Origin of the sequence: Pontibacter pamirensis (assembly GCF_010015475.1) — a bacterium.
In the GTDB taxonomy this organism is placed as follows: domain Bacteria; phylum Bacteroidota; class Bacteroidia; order Cytophagales; family Hymenobacteraceae; genus Pontibacter; species Pontibacter pamirensis.
In genome coordinates this window covers 18,710-35,443 of record NZ_SSNI01000024.1, presented here as the reverse complement: position 1 = coordinate 35,443, position 16,734 = coordinate 18,710, and the positions used below count along the sequence as shown (strand labels likewise).

General features: G+C 50.6%; 7 protein-coding genes. 4 read left to right on the top strand and 3 right to left on the bottom strand.

The annotated features are described in order from the left end of the window. Positions 1 to 95 precede the first annotated feature (95 nt). The 3 genes from glgB to E1919_RS18365 are packed head-to-tail and all read right to left on the bottom strand — an operon-like array spanning position 96 to position 7,930. On the bottom strand, positions 96 to 2,561 hold the full coding sequence (gene glgB / locus E1919_RS18375) for a 1,4-alpha-glucan branching protein GlgB (protein WP_317168242.1): 2,466 nt from the start codon (positions 2,559 to 2,561) through the stop codon (positions 96 to 98). Continuing rightward, the gene (gene treS / locus E1919_RS18370; RefSeq protein ID WP_162054878.1) at positions 2,554 to 5,883 is read right to left on the bottom strand and encodes a maltose alpha-D-glucosyltransferase; all 3,330 of its coding nucleotides are present in this window, start codon (positions 5,881 to 5,883) and stop codon (positions 2,554 to 2,556) included. The genes glgB and treS overlap by 8 nt, the downstream gene beginning before the upstream one ends. 28 nt (positions 5,884 to 5,911) lie before the next feature. After that, complete coding sequence (locus E1919_RS18365) at positions 5,912 to 7,930, bottom strand: alpha-1,4-glucan--maltose-1-phosphate maltosyltransferase (RefSeq protein WP_162054877.1); 2,019 nt, start codon at positions 7,928 to 7,930, stop codon at positions 5,912 to 5,914. A gap of 225 nt (positions 7,931 to 8,155) precedes the next feature. Here E1919_RS18365 and treZ point away from each other — a divergent pair, with 225 nt between their 5' ends. The 4 genes from treZ to malQ are packed head-to-tail and all read left to right on the top strand — an operon-like array spanning position 8,156 to position 16,672. Beyond that, complete coding sequence (gene treZ, locus E1919_RS18360) at positions 8,156 to 10,000, top strand: malto-oligosyltrehalose trehalohydrolase (protein WP_162054876.1); 1,845 nt, start codon at positions 8,156 to 8,158, stop codon at positions 9,998 to 10,000. Further along, on the top strand, positions 10,001 to 12,478 hold the full coding sequence (locus tag E1919_RS18355) for a DUF3536 domain-containing protein (RefSeq protein WP_162054875.1): 2,478 nt from the start codon (positions 10,001 to 10,003) through the stop codon (positions 12,476 to 12,478). It begins immediately after the preceding gene. After that, positions 12,432 to 15,146 (top strand): malto-oligosyltrehalose synthase, encoded by a 2,715-nt coding sequence (gene treY, locus E1919_RS18350; protein ID WP_162054874.1) that lies wholly within the window; start codon positions 12,432 to 12,434, stop codon positions 15,144 to 15,146. The genes E1919_RS18355 and treY overlap by 47 nt, the downstream gene beginning before the upstream one ends. Beyond that, positions 15,143 to 16,672 carry a 4-alpha-glucanotransferase gene (gene malQ / locus E1919_RS18345; protein WP_162054873.1) on the top strand — a complete coding sequence of 510 codons (1,530 nt, stop codon included), beginning with the start codon at positions 15,143 to 15,145 and terminating at the stop codon, positions 16,670 to 16,672. The genes treY and malQ overlap by 4 nt, the downstream gene beginning before the upstream one ends. Positions 16,673 to 16,734 lie beyond the last annotated feature (62 nt).

Sequence of the window (16,734 nt, the reverse complement as noted above, 5' to 3'; positions counted from 1 at the left end):
AATATCACGACACACCGAGCACGTTAAAAAAAGCAGAACAAAAAAGAGGCAGCGTATAAGTACGCTGCCTCTTTTTTGTTATTATCCAAAACTCCTTAACGCTGAAGCTTGAAATATACCACAGAAAGCGGTGGCAACTTAAGTGTTAGCGAGTAACCGCGGCCATGGAACGGCTCATCAATTGTGCTGATCGGTCCGTCGTTGTGCTGGTTGCTGCCTCCGTAACGGCTGTCGTCGGAGTTAAACACCTGCACCCACTGCCCTGCCTGCGGCACCCCTAAGCGGTAATGCTCATGCATGGCCGGTGTAAAGTTACATGCCACCAGCAGTGTCTCATCCGGATTATCGCTTTTGCGCAGGAAGCTCATCACGCTGTTGTGTGCATCATTATAATCAATCCATTCAAAACCTTCCGGACTAAAGCTGTGCGCATATAGTGCAGGCTCCTGTTTGTAGATGGCGTTCAGTTCGCGTAGTTCATCCTGTATTCCCTGGTGGTAACCATACTGAAGCAGATGCCATTCCACACTGCTGTCATGGTTCCATTCGCTGCTCTGGCCAATTTCCGCCCCCATGAATAAGAGTTTACCTCCAGGGTGAGCGTACATGTAAGCGTAGAGCGTGCGTAGGTTAGCAAATCGCTGCCACTCATCTCCCGGCATTTTCTGAAGAAGCGAACCTTTGCCGTGCACGATTTCATCATGTGAAAGCGGCAACATAAACTTCTCTGAGAATGCATACATCATACTGAAGGTAATCTCTCCCTGATGATATCTGCGGTAGACAGAATCTTTGGCAAAGTAGTCGAGGGTATCGTGCATCCAGCCCATCATCCACTTCATATCAAAGCCAAGACCTCCGTGCTCTACCGGTGCTGTAACACCCGGCCATGCAGTAGATTCCTCTGCGATGGTTTTCACATCCGGGAAGCGTTCACGCACAGCGTAGTTAAAGTCCTTCAGTAAGGAGATAGCTTCGAGGTTCTCGCGGCCACCGTACTCATTCGGTATCCACTCCCCTTCTTTGCGGCTGTAGTCTAAGTATAACATAGAGGCCACGGCATCTACACGCAAGCCATCCGCATGGTACTTGTCTATCCAGAACAATGCATTACTGATCAGGAAAGAGCGAACTTCGCTGCGGCCGTAGTTAAAGATATAACTGTTCCAATCAGGGTGATAGCCTTTGCGTGGATCGGCATGCTCAAACAAGTGCGTGCCGTCGAAGTAAGCCAGTCCATGCTCATCAGATGGGAAGTGTGAAGGTACCCAATCCAGAATTACGCCAATATCGTGCTGGTGCAGCACATCAATCAGGTACATCAGGTCTTGTGGAGAGCCAAAGGTGCTGGCGGGCGCAAAATAACCTGTTACCTGATATCCCCATGAACCGTTAAACGGGTGGAACATAATTGGCATCAACTCTATGTGTGTAAAGCCCATATGCTTTACATAGGCAGGCAGTTCTTCAGCCAGTTCGCGGTAAGTGAGCGAACGGTTATCTTCTTCCGGTTTACGACGCCATGAACCCAGGTGCAGTTCGTAAACACTGTAAGGCTGCGCCTGATCTGCCATGCTCTTGCGGCGGTCCAGCCACTGCTGATCCTGCCAGTTGTAGTTCATGTCCGCGACAACTGAAGCTGTTTGCGGCGGCTTTTCCCGGCTGAAAGCAAAAGGATCACTTTTCTCAACATGGTACAGGTTGTAGCGCGACTTTATGTGGTATTTATACATGACACCAGTCTCTACGTCAGGCACAAATCCTTCCCATATCCCGGATTCATCCCCGCGCAGGTATAGTTTATGACTGTCGCGGCTCCATCCGTTAAAGTCACCCATAACAGACACCAGTTCGGCGTTGGGAGCCCATACCGCAAAGTATGTTCCCTGTTTTCCACCGTGCTCCATGTGGTGCGAGCCAAGTTTTTCATATAAGGAGAAATGTTTTCCCTCCTTAAAAAGGTAAATATCGAAATCTGTAAAGCGGCTGGCAAGTTGCACGGCCGATGGTGTAGTTTCTGCTGAAATGGTGTCCTCCTCTCTTGTTTGTGCTGCAGCGGCTTGGTCGCCCTGTCCTGCACCTGTTTGTTCCTGGGCATCGGATGTAGCAGAAGGTTGAGATTCTGCTGCAGTACTTCCAAAGCCTTTTGTTTTGACAACAATATTCTCCTGCACAGTTTCATTGCTTGCAACAGGCACCACTACTTCTGAGTCATCCGCAGAAGCTGCAGCTTTCTTAGATTTACCACCCTTTGCGGATGCTTTGCTAGCCGCTTCTGTTTCTGATTTCTTTGGCCGCCCTCGCTTCGAGACCTTTGCTCCCTCCTCACCCGATGCAGCACCGGTTACAGGAGAACCCATCTCAGCCGCAGGCTTACTGTCCTTAGATTTATTTTTTCCGCGCTTTGCAGAAGTCTCCCCCTGGCCCTCACCAGCAGCATCTGCTGCTAGTTTAGAACCTTTTTTGGAGGATTTCTTCTTTATATCCTGACCAGAATCCTGGCCGGTAGCTTGCGTTATATTTGTGGTCTCGGTGGTTGTGCTTTCTTTTTTCTTAGCCATTCTTATACTTTTTCATGATGTACTTGATGCCTCTGATGGGGATGAGCACCCAATCCGGACGATTATTTAATTCATATCCGAGTTCGTAAATCGCCTTCTCTAAAAGGAAGGTATGGATCAGTGTCTCGAAGTCTTCTTCTTTAGCCGGTACGATACCGGAACCTTGGATCTTGCCCAGGTAGTTGTGCATATAGAAGCCACTAGCGTATTGGTACCATTGCTCCGCCCAGGTTTCCAGGTATTCCACATCTTCACGACGCAGCCCTTCCTGCTGGAACATGGCACTATAGGCGGCGTAGTGGAATGAGCGTATCATACCCGCCACATCGCGCAGCGCAGAGCGTTTTAAGCGGCGTTCACTAAAAGAACGTGCTGGCTCTCCCTCAAAGTCAATGATGTAGAAGTCTTTACCAGTAAAAAGCACCTGTCCTAAATGGTAGTCGCCGTGAGTCCTGATTTTCAGGGTATCTATTTTTCTGGCAAAAATCATTTTCAGGCGCTCCAGCACTTCTTCGCGCATATTTAGCACTTCCTCGGCCTCCCCTCGCACATTTTCCGGCAAGTTTGGCAGGTGCTTCTGCAAACTATCGAAGTTGCTGCGCACAAGTGATGTCAGGGAAGAGTAAAGGGAGCGCTGGTAGTGCAGCGAAAACCCCTCTGGCACAAAGTCCTTTTCATCGTCTATACTACCCAGCGCCAGGTGCATTTCAGCGGTACGCAGGCCTAAGAGTTCTACCCGCTCTACATGGGCACCCCCTATCTGCATCTGCACTTCTTCCGGAATATCGGAGAAGGCTAATGGGCGGGAAAGGGAACCGGCAGGCTGTTTTGCCTTCAGGCGCTCGTTCTGCGTCAGGATGCGCTCATAGAGGCGCTTCAGAGAATCGCCAATATAATCCCAAGCATCGCCCTGGTTTGGCACCAGTTCCTGCAGCATCACAAGTACCATCGGCTGCTTGCCTGCTTCGTGCTGCTCTATTGCTCCCAGGAAGCGCGGCGTGTTGGCAAAGCCCACCTTCTCGGTCAGCATCTGCACTACCTCCACATCTGGGTTCATAGTTCTGTCGAGCTTGCGATACACTTTCAGGAAGAGCGAATTATCAAAAATGATGGACGTATTGCTCTGCTCTGCCGCCAGGATTTTAGACGTAAGCGGCTCGGTGGAACTGCGCAGGTCTGTTGCCACGCTTTTGTTGCTGTAGCCAACCAGTTCTGCCTCATCCTGCCGTACTCTTTTTTTCTTCACCATCATCTGCAGCAGGCTCTGTCGGAACTCATCGCTGTAGAGAGCATCATAGAGTATACCCTCTTTTCCGTCTATGGCAACGCGGGCAATCACCCCATTCGGGTTATTGTTGCGCAACTCCTGCTCGTCATCGCCTGTGGCAAAGGCCACAGGAAGCTGGTACAGCTCCGGCAGCCCTTCGTTGTAGCTAACTTCAATGAAGAGCATGGAGGCACCGGTCTTGCCAAGTGGCAGCGGCATGTTGTTGGTAACCTGCATGCGCTGCACGGTACGAGCCTTGCCACCAAACCAGCGGCGCTTCAACACGTAAGGCGGCAGTATTTGCGAGTCCAGTGTCTTCAGTGTTTTCGTATCAAGTGCCGCTTTCAGAGAACTGATTTGCACCGCCTTCTGCTGCACTCCTGACTCCTGCGCTACTTCCTGAGGCTGCAGCTCCATCCAATAGTAGCCGTGGCCACTTATAGTGAACAGGTAATCTTCATCTTTGATGTTCGGGAATTTATTCTTGCTGAAAACCTCTACCGGTGTGCGGCCTCTGTAGTCATGCAGATCCAGTTCCACCGCCTCCGGGAAGCGGGAAAGGTTTGCAATTACCAGTATGGTCTCGTTCTCATACTCCCGCACAAAAGCCAGCACTTTGGAATTAGTAGGCGACAGGAATTTTATCGTACCGCGGCCAAAGGCTTTGTAGCGCTTGCGCATGTTAATGATGCGGCGCATCCACCATAGCAGCGAGTTGGCGTTATGGTTCTGCGTGTCAACGTTTATCGACTCATACTTATACTCCGGGTCAATAATAACAGGCAGGTACAGGCGCTGCGGGTTGGCAGCAGAGAAACCGGCGTTGCGGTCTTCGTTCCACTGCATGGGTGTGCGAACGCCGTCGCGGTCACCGAGGTAGTAGTTATCCCCCATGCCAATCTCATCACCATAGTATACCACCGGCGTTCCGCGCATCGAGAAGAGCAGCACGTTCATGAGCTCTATCTTATTGCGGTCGTTGCCCAATAGTGGGGCCAGGCGATGCCTTATACCTAAGTTGATGCGCGCCATGGGGTCTTTGGTGTAGACCTTGTACATATAATCACGCTCCTCGTCGGTTACCATTTCCAGCGTCAGCTCATCGTGATTTCGCAGGAACATGGCCCATTGGCAACTTTCATGTATTTCGGGTGTCTGGTTGAAGATATCGATGATCGGGTAGCGGTCCTCCATCTTCACCGACATAAACAGGCGCGGCATGATGGGGAAGTGATAGTTCATGTGGCACTCATCGCCATCACCGAAGTATGCGGCCGAATCCTCAGGCCACATGTTCGCTTCGGCCAGCAGGAGTTTTCCCTCATACTTGCTATCCACGTGCGCACGAAGCTTCTTCAGAAAGTCGTGTGTTTCCGGCAGGTTTTCACCGTTAGTGCCTTCGCGCTCGAACAGGTAAGGAACCGCATCCAGGCGGAAACCGTCCACTCCTAAATCAAACCAGTAGTCCAGCACTTTGAACACCTCTTTCTGAACCTCCGGGTTATCATAGTTTAAATCCGGCTGATGGGAAAAAAAGCGGTGCCAGTAATACTGCTCTGCCACCGGGTCCCAGGTCCAGTTGCTTTGCTCAGTATCCGTGAAAATGATGCGGACATCTTTCCATTTCGTGTTATCATCGGACCAGACGTAGAAGTCTCTGTGTTTGGATCCCTTTTTAGCTTTTCGGGCGCGCTGGAACCACGGGTGCTGGTCAGAAGTGTGGTTAATAACCAACTCTGTGATGACCTTTAGTCCACGGCGGTGCGCTTCTTTCACGAAAAGCTTAAAGTCTTGCATGTTGCCGTACGAAGGGTTGATGCCTAAATAATCAGCGATATCATAGCCATCGTCGCGGAGGGGTGAAGGATAAAAGGGTAGCAGCCAGATAGCTGTCACGCCTAAGTCTTCTAAATAATCCAGCTTCTGCATCAGGCCTTTGAAGTCGCCGATGCCGTCACCGTTTCCATCTTTAAAAGCTTTAATGTGAAGCTCATAAATGATGGCGTCTTTGTACCAATGTATATTGTCGTCTAACAGTTCTTTTTCGTCTGCCATATTTGTTGTTGATAGGGTTCTAAAGTTTTTAGTCGTGATCGGATGCTAACCAGGTGTTATCTATATCTTGCTGCCCTGCTCCAGGTGCAGACTCTTCTACTCTTAATACGTGCACCGGCATTTCGTGCGGACGAAGCTCAACATAGTTCCACTCATCCGTCCAGGTGTACTTTCGCTCGGTCAGCAAGTCGTGCACCACGTACTGCCCGTTGCCCATTTTCAGGTCGGTGAGCGGCACCTGCACCCAGCCTGCCTGTGTGTTATACGGGTCAAGGTTCACCACCACGATTATTTTATTGCTGAAGTCGCTGCTCCACTTAGCATAACATAAGAATGCCGGGTTATCAGTGCCTCCGAAGGCAATGTTCCAGGTAGTCTGCAGTGCTGCGTTCACTCTGCGGGCCCGGTTAATCATCGTGATAACTTCGCGAATTTTGGTCAGCTTACCCCAATCCCAATGCTTGATCTCATATTTTTCAGAGTTTAAGTACTCCTCCTTTCCAGGTACCGGCGTGGCGATACCGAACTCATACACCGGGCCATACAGACCGTAGTTAGACGACATGGTGGCCGCCATTACCAAGCGCGTGATATGTGCCGCCTCTCCACCTTCCTGCAGTGCAGGAGGATTGATATCCGGGGTATTGGGCCAGAAGTTTGGTCTGAAGTATTCGCGCATCTCCGTCTTAGTGAGCTCCTGCATGTACTCTTTCAGTTCCTCGGCAGAGTTGCGCCATGTATAGTAGGTATAGGATTGAGTAAATCCACCTTTGGCTAAGCGCTCCATCACACGGGGGCGGGTAAATGCCTCAGCCAGGAAAATCACCTCCGGATGGTCTTTATGAATATCCTCAATCACCCAATCCCAAAAAGCGAAAGCCTTGGTATGCGGGTTATCCACTCTAAAAACCACGACGCCCTGATCGATCCAGTGCTGCAGTACCCGACGGAGTTCCTGCCACAAGTTCTGCCAGTCTTCCGTCTCGAAGTTGACAGGCAACACGTCCTGGTACTTCTTGGGTGGGTTCTCCGCATATTGTACGGTGCCATCCGGCCGCCACTTAAACCACTGCGGGTGCTCTTTCACATAAGGATGGTCCTGGGAACATTGTATGGCAAAGTCAAGCGCTATTTCAATACCATGTTCTTTCGCCTGCTGCACAAGATGTCTGAAATCATCCAATGTACCCAGTTCCGGTAGAATGCCATCGTGGCCTCCCTCAGCAGCGCCAATTGCCCACGGAGACCCGGGTTCACCTGGCTGCGCGGCAGGATTGTTGTTTTTACCTTTTCTGAAAGCGTGCCCGATGGGGTGGATAGGTGGCAGGTATATGGTGTCGAAGCCCATCTCAGCGATGCGGGGCAGCAGTCTTTCACAATCCTTGAACGTACCATGCTGCCCGGCCTGTGGCGAAGCCGACCTCGGAAAGAATTCGTACCAAGCACTGAAGAGCGCTTTCTTCCGCTCTACATCCAGTTGCAACCGCTTCTCATACGACGTTACATTCTCCCGTTCGCCGGTAGTGCTCATCAAATCTGATATCTCTTTGCCTGTAGCAAGCGCCACACCATCGGCATGGTTCGGGTTGTGGCGCAGCTGGTGTGCGACACTGTAAAGTTGCTCCTGCACACTGCCCTCTGCTGGTGCAGCGGTTTCTTCTATCATCTGCGCTCCAATCTGCAACTCCACTGTTATATCCTGGCCCGCCTCAAATTTTTTCTTCAGGCCTTTCTGCCAGGTGTAAAAGTGATCGACCCAACCTTCTATAGTATACTCATAACGCCCCATGGCATCGGGGGTAAAGGTAGCCTGCCAGTGGTCGTTCCCCAGGAACTCCATCGGAACGGCAGTCCATTCTTCTGAATCGGTGTTGCTGGTGTTGCGGTATATAAGTTGCGCTTTTACCTCATCGTGCCCGTCACCAAAGATGTCGGCTGTCACTGTCATCTCCTCTCCCACTACCCGTTTGGCGGGGAATCTACCGCAATTTATTTCTGGTTTTATTTTTTCAATTATAATGCGTTTGGTTCCTGCAAGATGTTCCATGTAGTAGTCTGTGTAGTAGTTCTGTTTTGTCAGTTTATAGTTACTGTGCTCAGATAAATAGGTTACGGACAATATTCTATATTAGCAAATATCACCCGTAATTGCACCCATACCTGTAGCCAATGTAGCAAAAAGCTTATCATCAGACACCTATCTTTTCACCAAAAGGTATAACCTTAAGCCCGAGAAGCAAGTTAATACGAGCTGTGAAAATCCATTAATTTTATGTCAATATTAAGAAAAATTGGAGCAGACTACACCCCAGGCAGAGGAACTACTTTTACCGTGTGGGCACCGGAGGTTGAGCAGGTAGAGGTATCGCTTCATGCTCCTGATAAGAAAAAACTAAAACTACAACGTGAAGCTTTCGGTTACTGGACGGCCCTGGCAGAGAACGCCGGTCCTGGCACACGCTACATGTTTAATCTGGATGGGGAGAAAGAGAGGCCTGATCCCGCCTCTCTCTTTCAACCGGATGGCGTGCATAAAGCTTCTGCCGTAGTCGATCACAGCCACTTTAACTGGACTGATAAAAACTGGAAGGGGCTGTCCCTGGAACAGCTGATTATTTATGAGCTGCACGTAGGCACGTTCACAGAGGAAGGTACTTTTGAAGCCACTATTCAAAAACTGCCGGAGTTGAAAGACTTAGGTATCACAGCCATCGAGATAATGCCGGTGGCCCAGTTCCCTGGTAACCGCAACTGGGGCTACGATGGTGTTTACCCCTTCGCCACGCAGGACTCTTACGGAGGTCCGGAGGGTTTGAAAAAGCTTGTGAACGCCTGCCATGAGCAGGAAATTTCGGTGGTGCTGGATGTAGTGTACAATCACATGGGCCCGGAGGGAAACTACCTCAACGATTACGGCCCGTACTTTACAGACAAATATCACACGCCCTGGGGAAACGCCCTTAACTTTGACGACGCCCACTCCGACCACGTCCGCAATTTCTTTTTCCAAAACGCCCTGATGTGGCTCCGGGACTTCCATATAGATGCCCTGCGGCTTGATGCCGTACATGCGATTTACGACACTGGCGCCAAGCATTTTCTGCAAGAGCTACGCGAGCATGTAAACCAGCTGGAAGAGCAGGAAGGTCGCAACTATATACTCACGGCAGAAACAGACCTGAGCGATGTACGCCTGATTAACCCGATTGAAAAAGGAGGATATGGCTTAGATGCGCAGTGGTTTGATGATTACCACCACGTCATCCACACGCTTGTAACGGGTGAGCAGGAAGGTTATTACGAAGACTACGGCAAGCCGGAACAACTCAAAAAAGCGCTGGAGCATACCTTTGTCTACAATGGCCTTTATTCAGAGCACCGTAAGAAAACCCTCGGCACCGACGCCACCGCTAACCCGGCGCAGCAGTTTGTGGTTTGTTCTCAAAACCACGACCAGGTTGGTAACCGCATGTTGGGCGAACGCCTCACCGAGCTGGTGTCTTTTGAGATGCTAAAAGCAGTGGCAGGCCTGGTACTGCTCTCGCCTTATGTGCCGATGCTGTTTATGGGGGAAGAATATGGGGAGGAGAATCCTTTCCTGTACTTTGTAAGCCACACAGACAAGGAATTGGTGGAGGCCGTACAGAAAGGAAGGAAAGCGGAATTTGCCTACTTTGCCTCAAAAGGAGAAGCACCTGACCCGCAAAGCGAGGAAACCTTTAACAGGTCTAAACTGCAGCGGAGCTATACTTCTAATGAGAAGCAAAAGCAACTGCGGGAGTTTTACAAACAGCTGATACAGCTGCGCAAGACCGCCCCTGCCCTGGCAAAGCCGGACAAGCCGAACATGAAGGTAAGCCTGGAGGAAGAGAAACTTGTGCTGCACCTCATCCATACAGGGGCGACATCTAATCTCTACTGCCTGTTTAACATAAGTAATCAACCACAGGAAACAACACTGGTAAATACATCAGCAGGAAGGAACTGGAAACCGATTCTGAACTCAACTGATAATGACTGGGGAGGAAGTGGCACAGGTAAAGGAGAGGCACTGGTATCAGGGGCCTCTGTCAGCCTTCCGCCAGCGTCTGTGCTCATACTTGAACAACAAACATAAATGAACCGCTACATCTGTATACACGGGCACTTTTACCAGCCCCCACGCGAAAACCCTTGGCTGAACGAGGTAGAACTGCAGGAATCCGCTTCCCCGTACCACGACTGGAACGAGCGTATAAACGATGAGTGCTACGCCCGCAATTCCGCCTCCCGCATCCTCGACGGGAATGGCAAGATTGAGGATATCATGAATAACTACGCCCACATCAGCTTTAATTTCGGGCCTACGTTACTTGAGTGGATGCAGAAGAAAGAGCCTGAGACGTATGAGGCGATCCTGGAGGCTGATATAGAAAGCAGGGAACGCTTCTCCGGGCATGGCTCTGCGCTGGCACAGGTATACAACCACATCATCATGCCGCTGGCCAATGCCCGCGACAAACAGACACAGGTTGTCTGGGGCATTTATGATTTCCAAAAACGCTTTGGACGGAAACCGGAAGGCATGTGGCTGGCAGAGACAGCCGCTGACACCCCCACCTTGGAAGTATTGGCGGAACGTGGTATTAAATTTACCATCCTGTCTCCGTACCAGGCAAAGCGTTACCGCCGGGTGGGGGAAAAGGAATGGCACAGTGCCGTGGGAGCCAACATTGATCCGCGGCGGCCCTACCTTTGCAAGCTGCCTTCCGGCAAAGAAATCGTGTTGTTCTTTTACGATGCCCCGGTCTCACAGGGCATCGCCTTTGAGCGGTTACTGAACCGGGGGGAAGACCTGGCGAATCGCCTAATTGGCGCGCTCCATACTAAAAGAGAAGAACCACAGCTGATGCACATTGCCACGGATGGCGAGACCTACGGCCACCATCACCGCTTTGGCGAGATGGCCCTCTCCTTTGCGCTTGAACACATTGAGGCAGAAGAGCTGGCAAAAATCACAATCTATGGGGAGTTCCTGGAGAAGTTTCCGCCGCAGTATGAGGCAGAAATTATAGAGCAAACCTCCTGGAGCTGTGCCCACGGCGTAGAACGCTGGCAAAGTAACTGTGGCTGCAACACAGGCGGCAACAGTGGCTGGGATCAGCAGTGGCGCGGTCCTCTCCGGAAAGCCTTTGACTGGCTCCGCGACCAGCTTACACCGCTCTTTGAAAAGGAAATAAAAAAACTGGGAGCAGCGCCATGGGCTGCCCGAAATGATTATGTACAAGTTATTATGGATCGCTCGGAGCAAAATGTGGCGGCGTTTATTCAAAGCCATACCACACGCGAGCTGAGTAAAATGGAGAAGGTGCGTTTCCTGAAACTACTTGAAATGCAGTACCATACCCTGCTCATGTACACCAGTTGCGGCTGGTTTTTTGACGAGGTGACAGGCATAGAAACGGTGCAGGATATTTACTATGCAGCCAGAGCCATTCAGTTAGCTCACAGTATTAGCGGGCAGGACACTGATTATGAGAAACCATTCTTGAAGCTGCTGAGGCAGGCAAAGAGCAACCACAAAGACCTGGGGAATGCAGCGGAAGCTTATCTTAAATCGGTAAAACCCACCATCCTTGACTTGAGGCGGGTGGGTGCACATTATGCTGTATCTTCACTTTTTGCAGAACATAAAAAAGAGGTAGAACTGTATAGCTATAAGGCAACATCACTGGAGTACGAGCAGATGGCAGCCGGCCGGCAGAATCTGGCGGTTGGTAGAGCCAATATTTGTTCTATGGTTACGTGGGAGGAAGAGGTAATTACTTTTAGCGTCCTGCACCTGGGCGACCACCAGCTGTTCGGCGGCGTGCGTGAGTTTGTGAGTGCTGAAAATTATGCTAACCTGACAGGTGAGTTACGTATAGCCTTTGAGCGCGGAAATGTGAGCGAGGTGATTATGTTGCTAGATAAGCACTTTGAATCTCACAGCTATTCGTTCTGGCACTTATTTAAAGATGATCAGAAGAAAATACTGGACCAGGTGCTGGAAAACACCATGCAAAACGTGGAGAGTAATTTCGAGCAGCTTTACTATAATAATTACCCCTTGATTTCCGCCATCAAAACATTGGGAATGAAACTGCCGGAGCCGCTGCAGACAACCGTAGAGTATATCTTAAATACTAAACTGCTGCATGAGTTTAAGTCAGAAACGCCCGCTACACAGGAGGTAAAAAGACTACTCGAGGAAGCAAAGCGTATGAAGGTAAAACTCAGCTATACCTCTCTGGAGTTTGCCTTATCGCACCGGGCAAACCAGCTAATGAAGTATGTACAGGAGCACCCGAACAACCTACGTAAAATGCAGCTTTTAATTGATTTACTCGACGTACTGGAAAGCTCAAAGTTAGAGGGCGACTACTGGCAGGCACAGAACATTGCTTTCCGGATGCAACAAACTATTTACAAGAAGTACCTGAAGCACAGCGAACTTGGCGATAAAGAAGCCGCAGCATGGATTGAAAAGTTCGATGTGCTTTGTTCAAACCTAAATCTGAAAACACAATATGGTATACATTCCAGCAGCCACCTACAGGCTACAAATATCGCCTAAATTCACGTTTAAACAGGTGCAGGAGATAATCCCATACCTGCACGATCTGGGCATCAGCACGGTTTACTCGGCTCCTTTTTTCTGCTCCCGCCCCGGCAGCGAGCACGGTTACGACGTAACCGCCCCCTACGACATCAACCCTGATGTTGGCACCAAGCAGGAGCTAAAGCAAATTGCTTCGGAACTGAAAGAAAGGAACATGGGCTGGCTGCAGGACATTGTGCCCAACCACATGGCTTACCACCCCGGCAATGTGTGGCTGATGGATGTGCTGGAAAAAGGCCCGCAGTCTCACTTCTATACCTTCTTCGACATCGATTTTCATCACCCCGATTTTGCAGGCCAGGTGATGGTTCCTTTTTTGGGCGATTCTCTGGAAGAGGTGCTCAGGCAAAATCAATTAGAGCTCAGGTTTTCGGACAAAGGCCTTACCGTCAACTACTACGACAGCGCCTATCCCTTGAGTATATCCAGCTACAAAACGCTCTTGCAGGAGATACAACCAATTGCCGGAGAACCGGATACAAGCAACCACGTACAACAATTCCTCAACGACCTGCGATTATTCGAATCAGAAGAAAGCATCTCCCCTGCCGCCTGGAACAACTTTAAAAAGAAGCTCTTCAACAACGCGCAGCTCAGGCAGGAACTGGAAGGGATGGTGAAAAGCATTCAGAACGATAATGGAAAGCTGCAGCAGCTACTTCAGCAGCAGCACTATATACTTTGCCACTGGCAGGAAACAGAGAAGCGCATCAACTTCCGCCGCTTCTTTACTGTGAACGACCTGATTTGCCTGCGCATGGAGCACCCGGAGGTGTTTGAGCAGTATCACCAGTTCATAAAGCAACTGGTAGACCAAGGGCTGCTGCAGGGCCTGCGGGTAGACCACGTGGACGGTCTCTTCGACCCTACCAATTACCTGAAGCGCCTGCGCAAACTGGCTGGCCCGGAAGCCTATATAGTCGTAGAGAAAATCCTCGAAGGTGAGGAACAGTTACCGGAGCGCTGGCCGATTGAGGGCAACAGCGGCTACGATTTCCTGGCGTGGGTCAGCAACCTGTATACCTCCGGCTCCGGCCGCCGCAAGCTTACCCAAATCTACAGCCGGCTGGTGCCAAGCGCGGCTAAAAACTATGAGCAGCTGGTTTTTGAAAAGAAAACGTTCATCCTGAAAGACCAGATGCAGGGAGAGTTGCATAACCTGTTGCGTCTGTTACAGGAACGCCACCTGATACCGCTTGATCCGGAAGATGAATGGAGAAAGGCACTGGGAGTGTTGCTGTGCGCCTGGCCGGTTTACTGTATCTATGGTAACCGGCTGCCGCTCTCTAAAGACGAAATGCAGGTGGTGGACAATGCATTTGAGGAAGCCCATAACCAGGCCCCGGAATTGCAGGAGTACTTCCAGGAGCTGCACAAGCTCTTTACTTTAGAGCCCGGCGATACAGAGCAGACGACGCATGACAAGCTGTACTTTGTTATGCGGAGCCAGCAATATACAGGGCCACTTGCCGCCAAAGGCGTGGAAGATACCACCTTCTATAATTATAACCGCCTGATTTCCCTTAACGAAGTGGGTAACAGTCCGGATATTTTCCACCTCAACGACGATGAGTTTCACGAGCGCATGCTGTACCGCCAGCGGGTGTACCCCCACTCCATCAACGCCACGGCTACCCACGACACCAAGCGCGGCGAAGGTGCCCGTATCCGCCTGAACGTGCTGAGCGAACTCCCGGAAGAGTGGGAAAATAATGTGCAGGATTGGATTGAGAGAAGTAAAAAATACACCACCAAACCAAGCATCAACGACCTCTATTTCTTTTTCCAGACACTCATTGGCGTACTTCCGCTGAACGGCCAGGCTGATGAGTCGATTGTGGAGCGGGTGCAGGAGTACCTGCAAAAGGCGCTGCGGGAGGCAAAAGTAAAAACAGGTTGGTCTGATCCGAACGAAGGGTATGAACAGGCCATGACGGACCTGGTGCAGCAGCTGTTGCTCGACGATAAAGATTTCATGGATACTTTCAGGCCTTTCTTCCAGAAGGTATCGCACTATGGCTGGATTTATGCGCTCTGCCAGGCCTTGCTCAAAATAACCTGCCCCGGTGTGCCCGATATTTACCAGAGCTGCGAACTTTGGGACCTGAGCCTTGTAGACCCCGATAACCGCCGCCCTGTAGACTACGAGCTACGCCAGCAGTACCTGACGGAATTAAAAGAGCAGGAGCAGCAGGACCCTGACGGCCTGCAACAGCAACTGCTTCAGAACCCGGACGACGGGAAAGTGAAATTATACATGCTGTACAAGGTGCTGAACAGGCGACGTGACTTACAGCCACTGTTTAACTTTGGGGATTATGTGCCGCTGCATGTACAGGGAACGCACAAGCACCGTATTCTGGCGTTTGCCCGCCACCATGAGGGGCAGTGGGGCGTGGTGGTGGTACCGCTTCTGCTCGTAAACCTCATTGGCGAACATGAGTTGCCAATAGGGGAAGAAGTTTGGGAAGACACTGCTATCGCGCTGCCTGAAGGAGCACCGGTAGCATGGCAGCACGTACTTGGAAATGGCACGCTGCAAGCAGAAGAGAACATACTGCCCTTAGCCGGGGTACTTAAAACATTCCCGGTAGCATTTTTAACCGCAACAAATACTTTATGATTATATCAAAACGAAGTGCAGGCCTTTTACTGCATATTACCTCTCTCCCCTCCCGCTTCGGTATTGGGGATTTAGGACCAGAAGCCTATCATTTTGCTGACCTGTTAGAAGAAGCGGGCCAGCGGTACTGGCAGATACTCCCGCTAAACCCCACCGAAGGCGGCTACGGCCACTCCCCCTACAGCAGCCACTCTGCCTTTGCAGGGAACCCGTTGCTCATCAGCCCTGAGCTGCTCGTGCAGGATGGTTTGCTACAAAAAAGCGATCTTGAATTAGACGAGGAATTTAAAGAGGACCGGGTAGAGTATCCGAAGGTAGTTAAACTGAAGCTGAAGCTATGGCAGAAGGCTTTTGATAAGTTTAACGAAACTGCAGACTCTGATTTGCAGCAGGAATACAAAGCCTTCATGCGCGAACAAAAGGCGTGGTTACCGGACTTTGCACGGTTCGCTGCCTTCAAGAAGCGCTTTGAAGACAGAAGCTGGGTGGAATGGCCCAAAGAAATAAAGCAGCACGAGGAGCATGCCGTAAAGGCCCTTGAACAAGAGATGGTGGAAGAGGTCCATTTTGAGCAGTTTATGCAGTTCCTGTTTTACAGGCAATGGGAGAAACTAAAGCAATACTGTCACCAGAAAGACATCACCTTTTTCGGCGACATGCCTTTTTATGTAAGTCACGACAGTGCGGATGTATGGCAGAACCCGGAGTATTTTAAGCTGGATAAAGAAGGAAACGCCACCGGGCTTTCCGGGGTGCCACCGGACTTCTTCAGCGAGACTGGTCAGCTGTGGGGCACACCGGTTTTTGACTGGACAGAGCTGGCCAAACACAACTATGACTGGTGGATACGCCGCATCGACCATAACCTGCGCCTGTTCGGGTTGCTGCGCCTCGACCATTTCCGCGCCTTCTCTGCTTACTGGGAGGTGCCTGCCGGTGAAGAGACAGCCATGAACGGAAAGTGGAAGAAATCACCGGGTGCCGAAATCCTGAGCCTTGTACAGAAGAAATATCACAAAATGCCAATCATTGCCGAGGACCTGGGCGAGATAGACCAGCCTGTCCGTGATCTGATACAGCAGTTCGACCTGCCGGGCATGCTTGTATTACTATTTGCTTTTGTCTCGGATGAGAAAGCGTTTGAAGGCTCCTTTATGCCGCACAACCATACACGTAACAGCATTGTATATACCGGCACGCACGACAACAGCACAGTGGTAGCCTGGTACCACGACGCAAAGAAAGGTGACAAAAAAGCCCTCAGCGACTACACCTATCAGGAGCTCTCTGAAGACAATGTGCATGAAATAATGGGGCGTTTAGCACTGGCTTCTGTGGCACAACTGGCTGTGCTGCCGGTGCAGGATGTGCTGGGGCTTGGGAAAGAAGCCACTATGAACAAGCCCTCTACCTCCAGGGGAAATTGGGAATGGCGACTCAAAAAGAACCAGTTCACAGATAAAAACGCGAAAGAACTGTTAGAGTTGACTAAGCTTTACGGCAGGTTTGTGGGCAGGGAGAAATAACCTTACACTGAAAGGGCGTTTGCTATCCGCCGTAAAAATACCTATTTTAGAAATCATAGCCC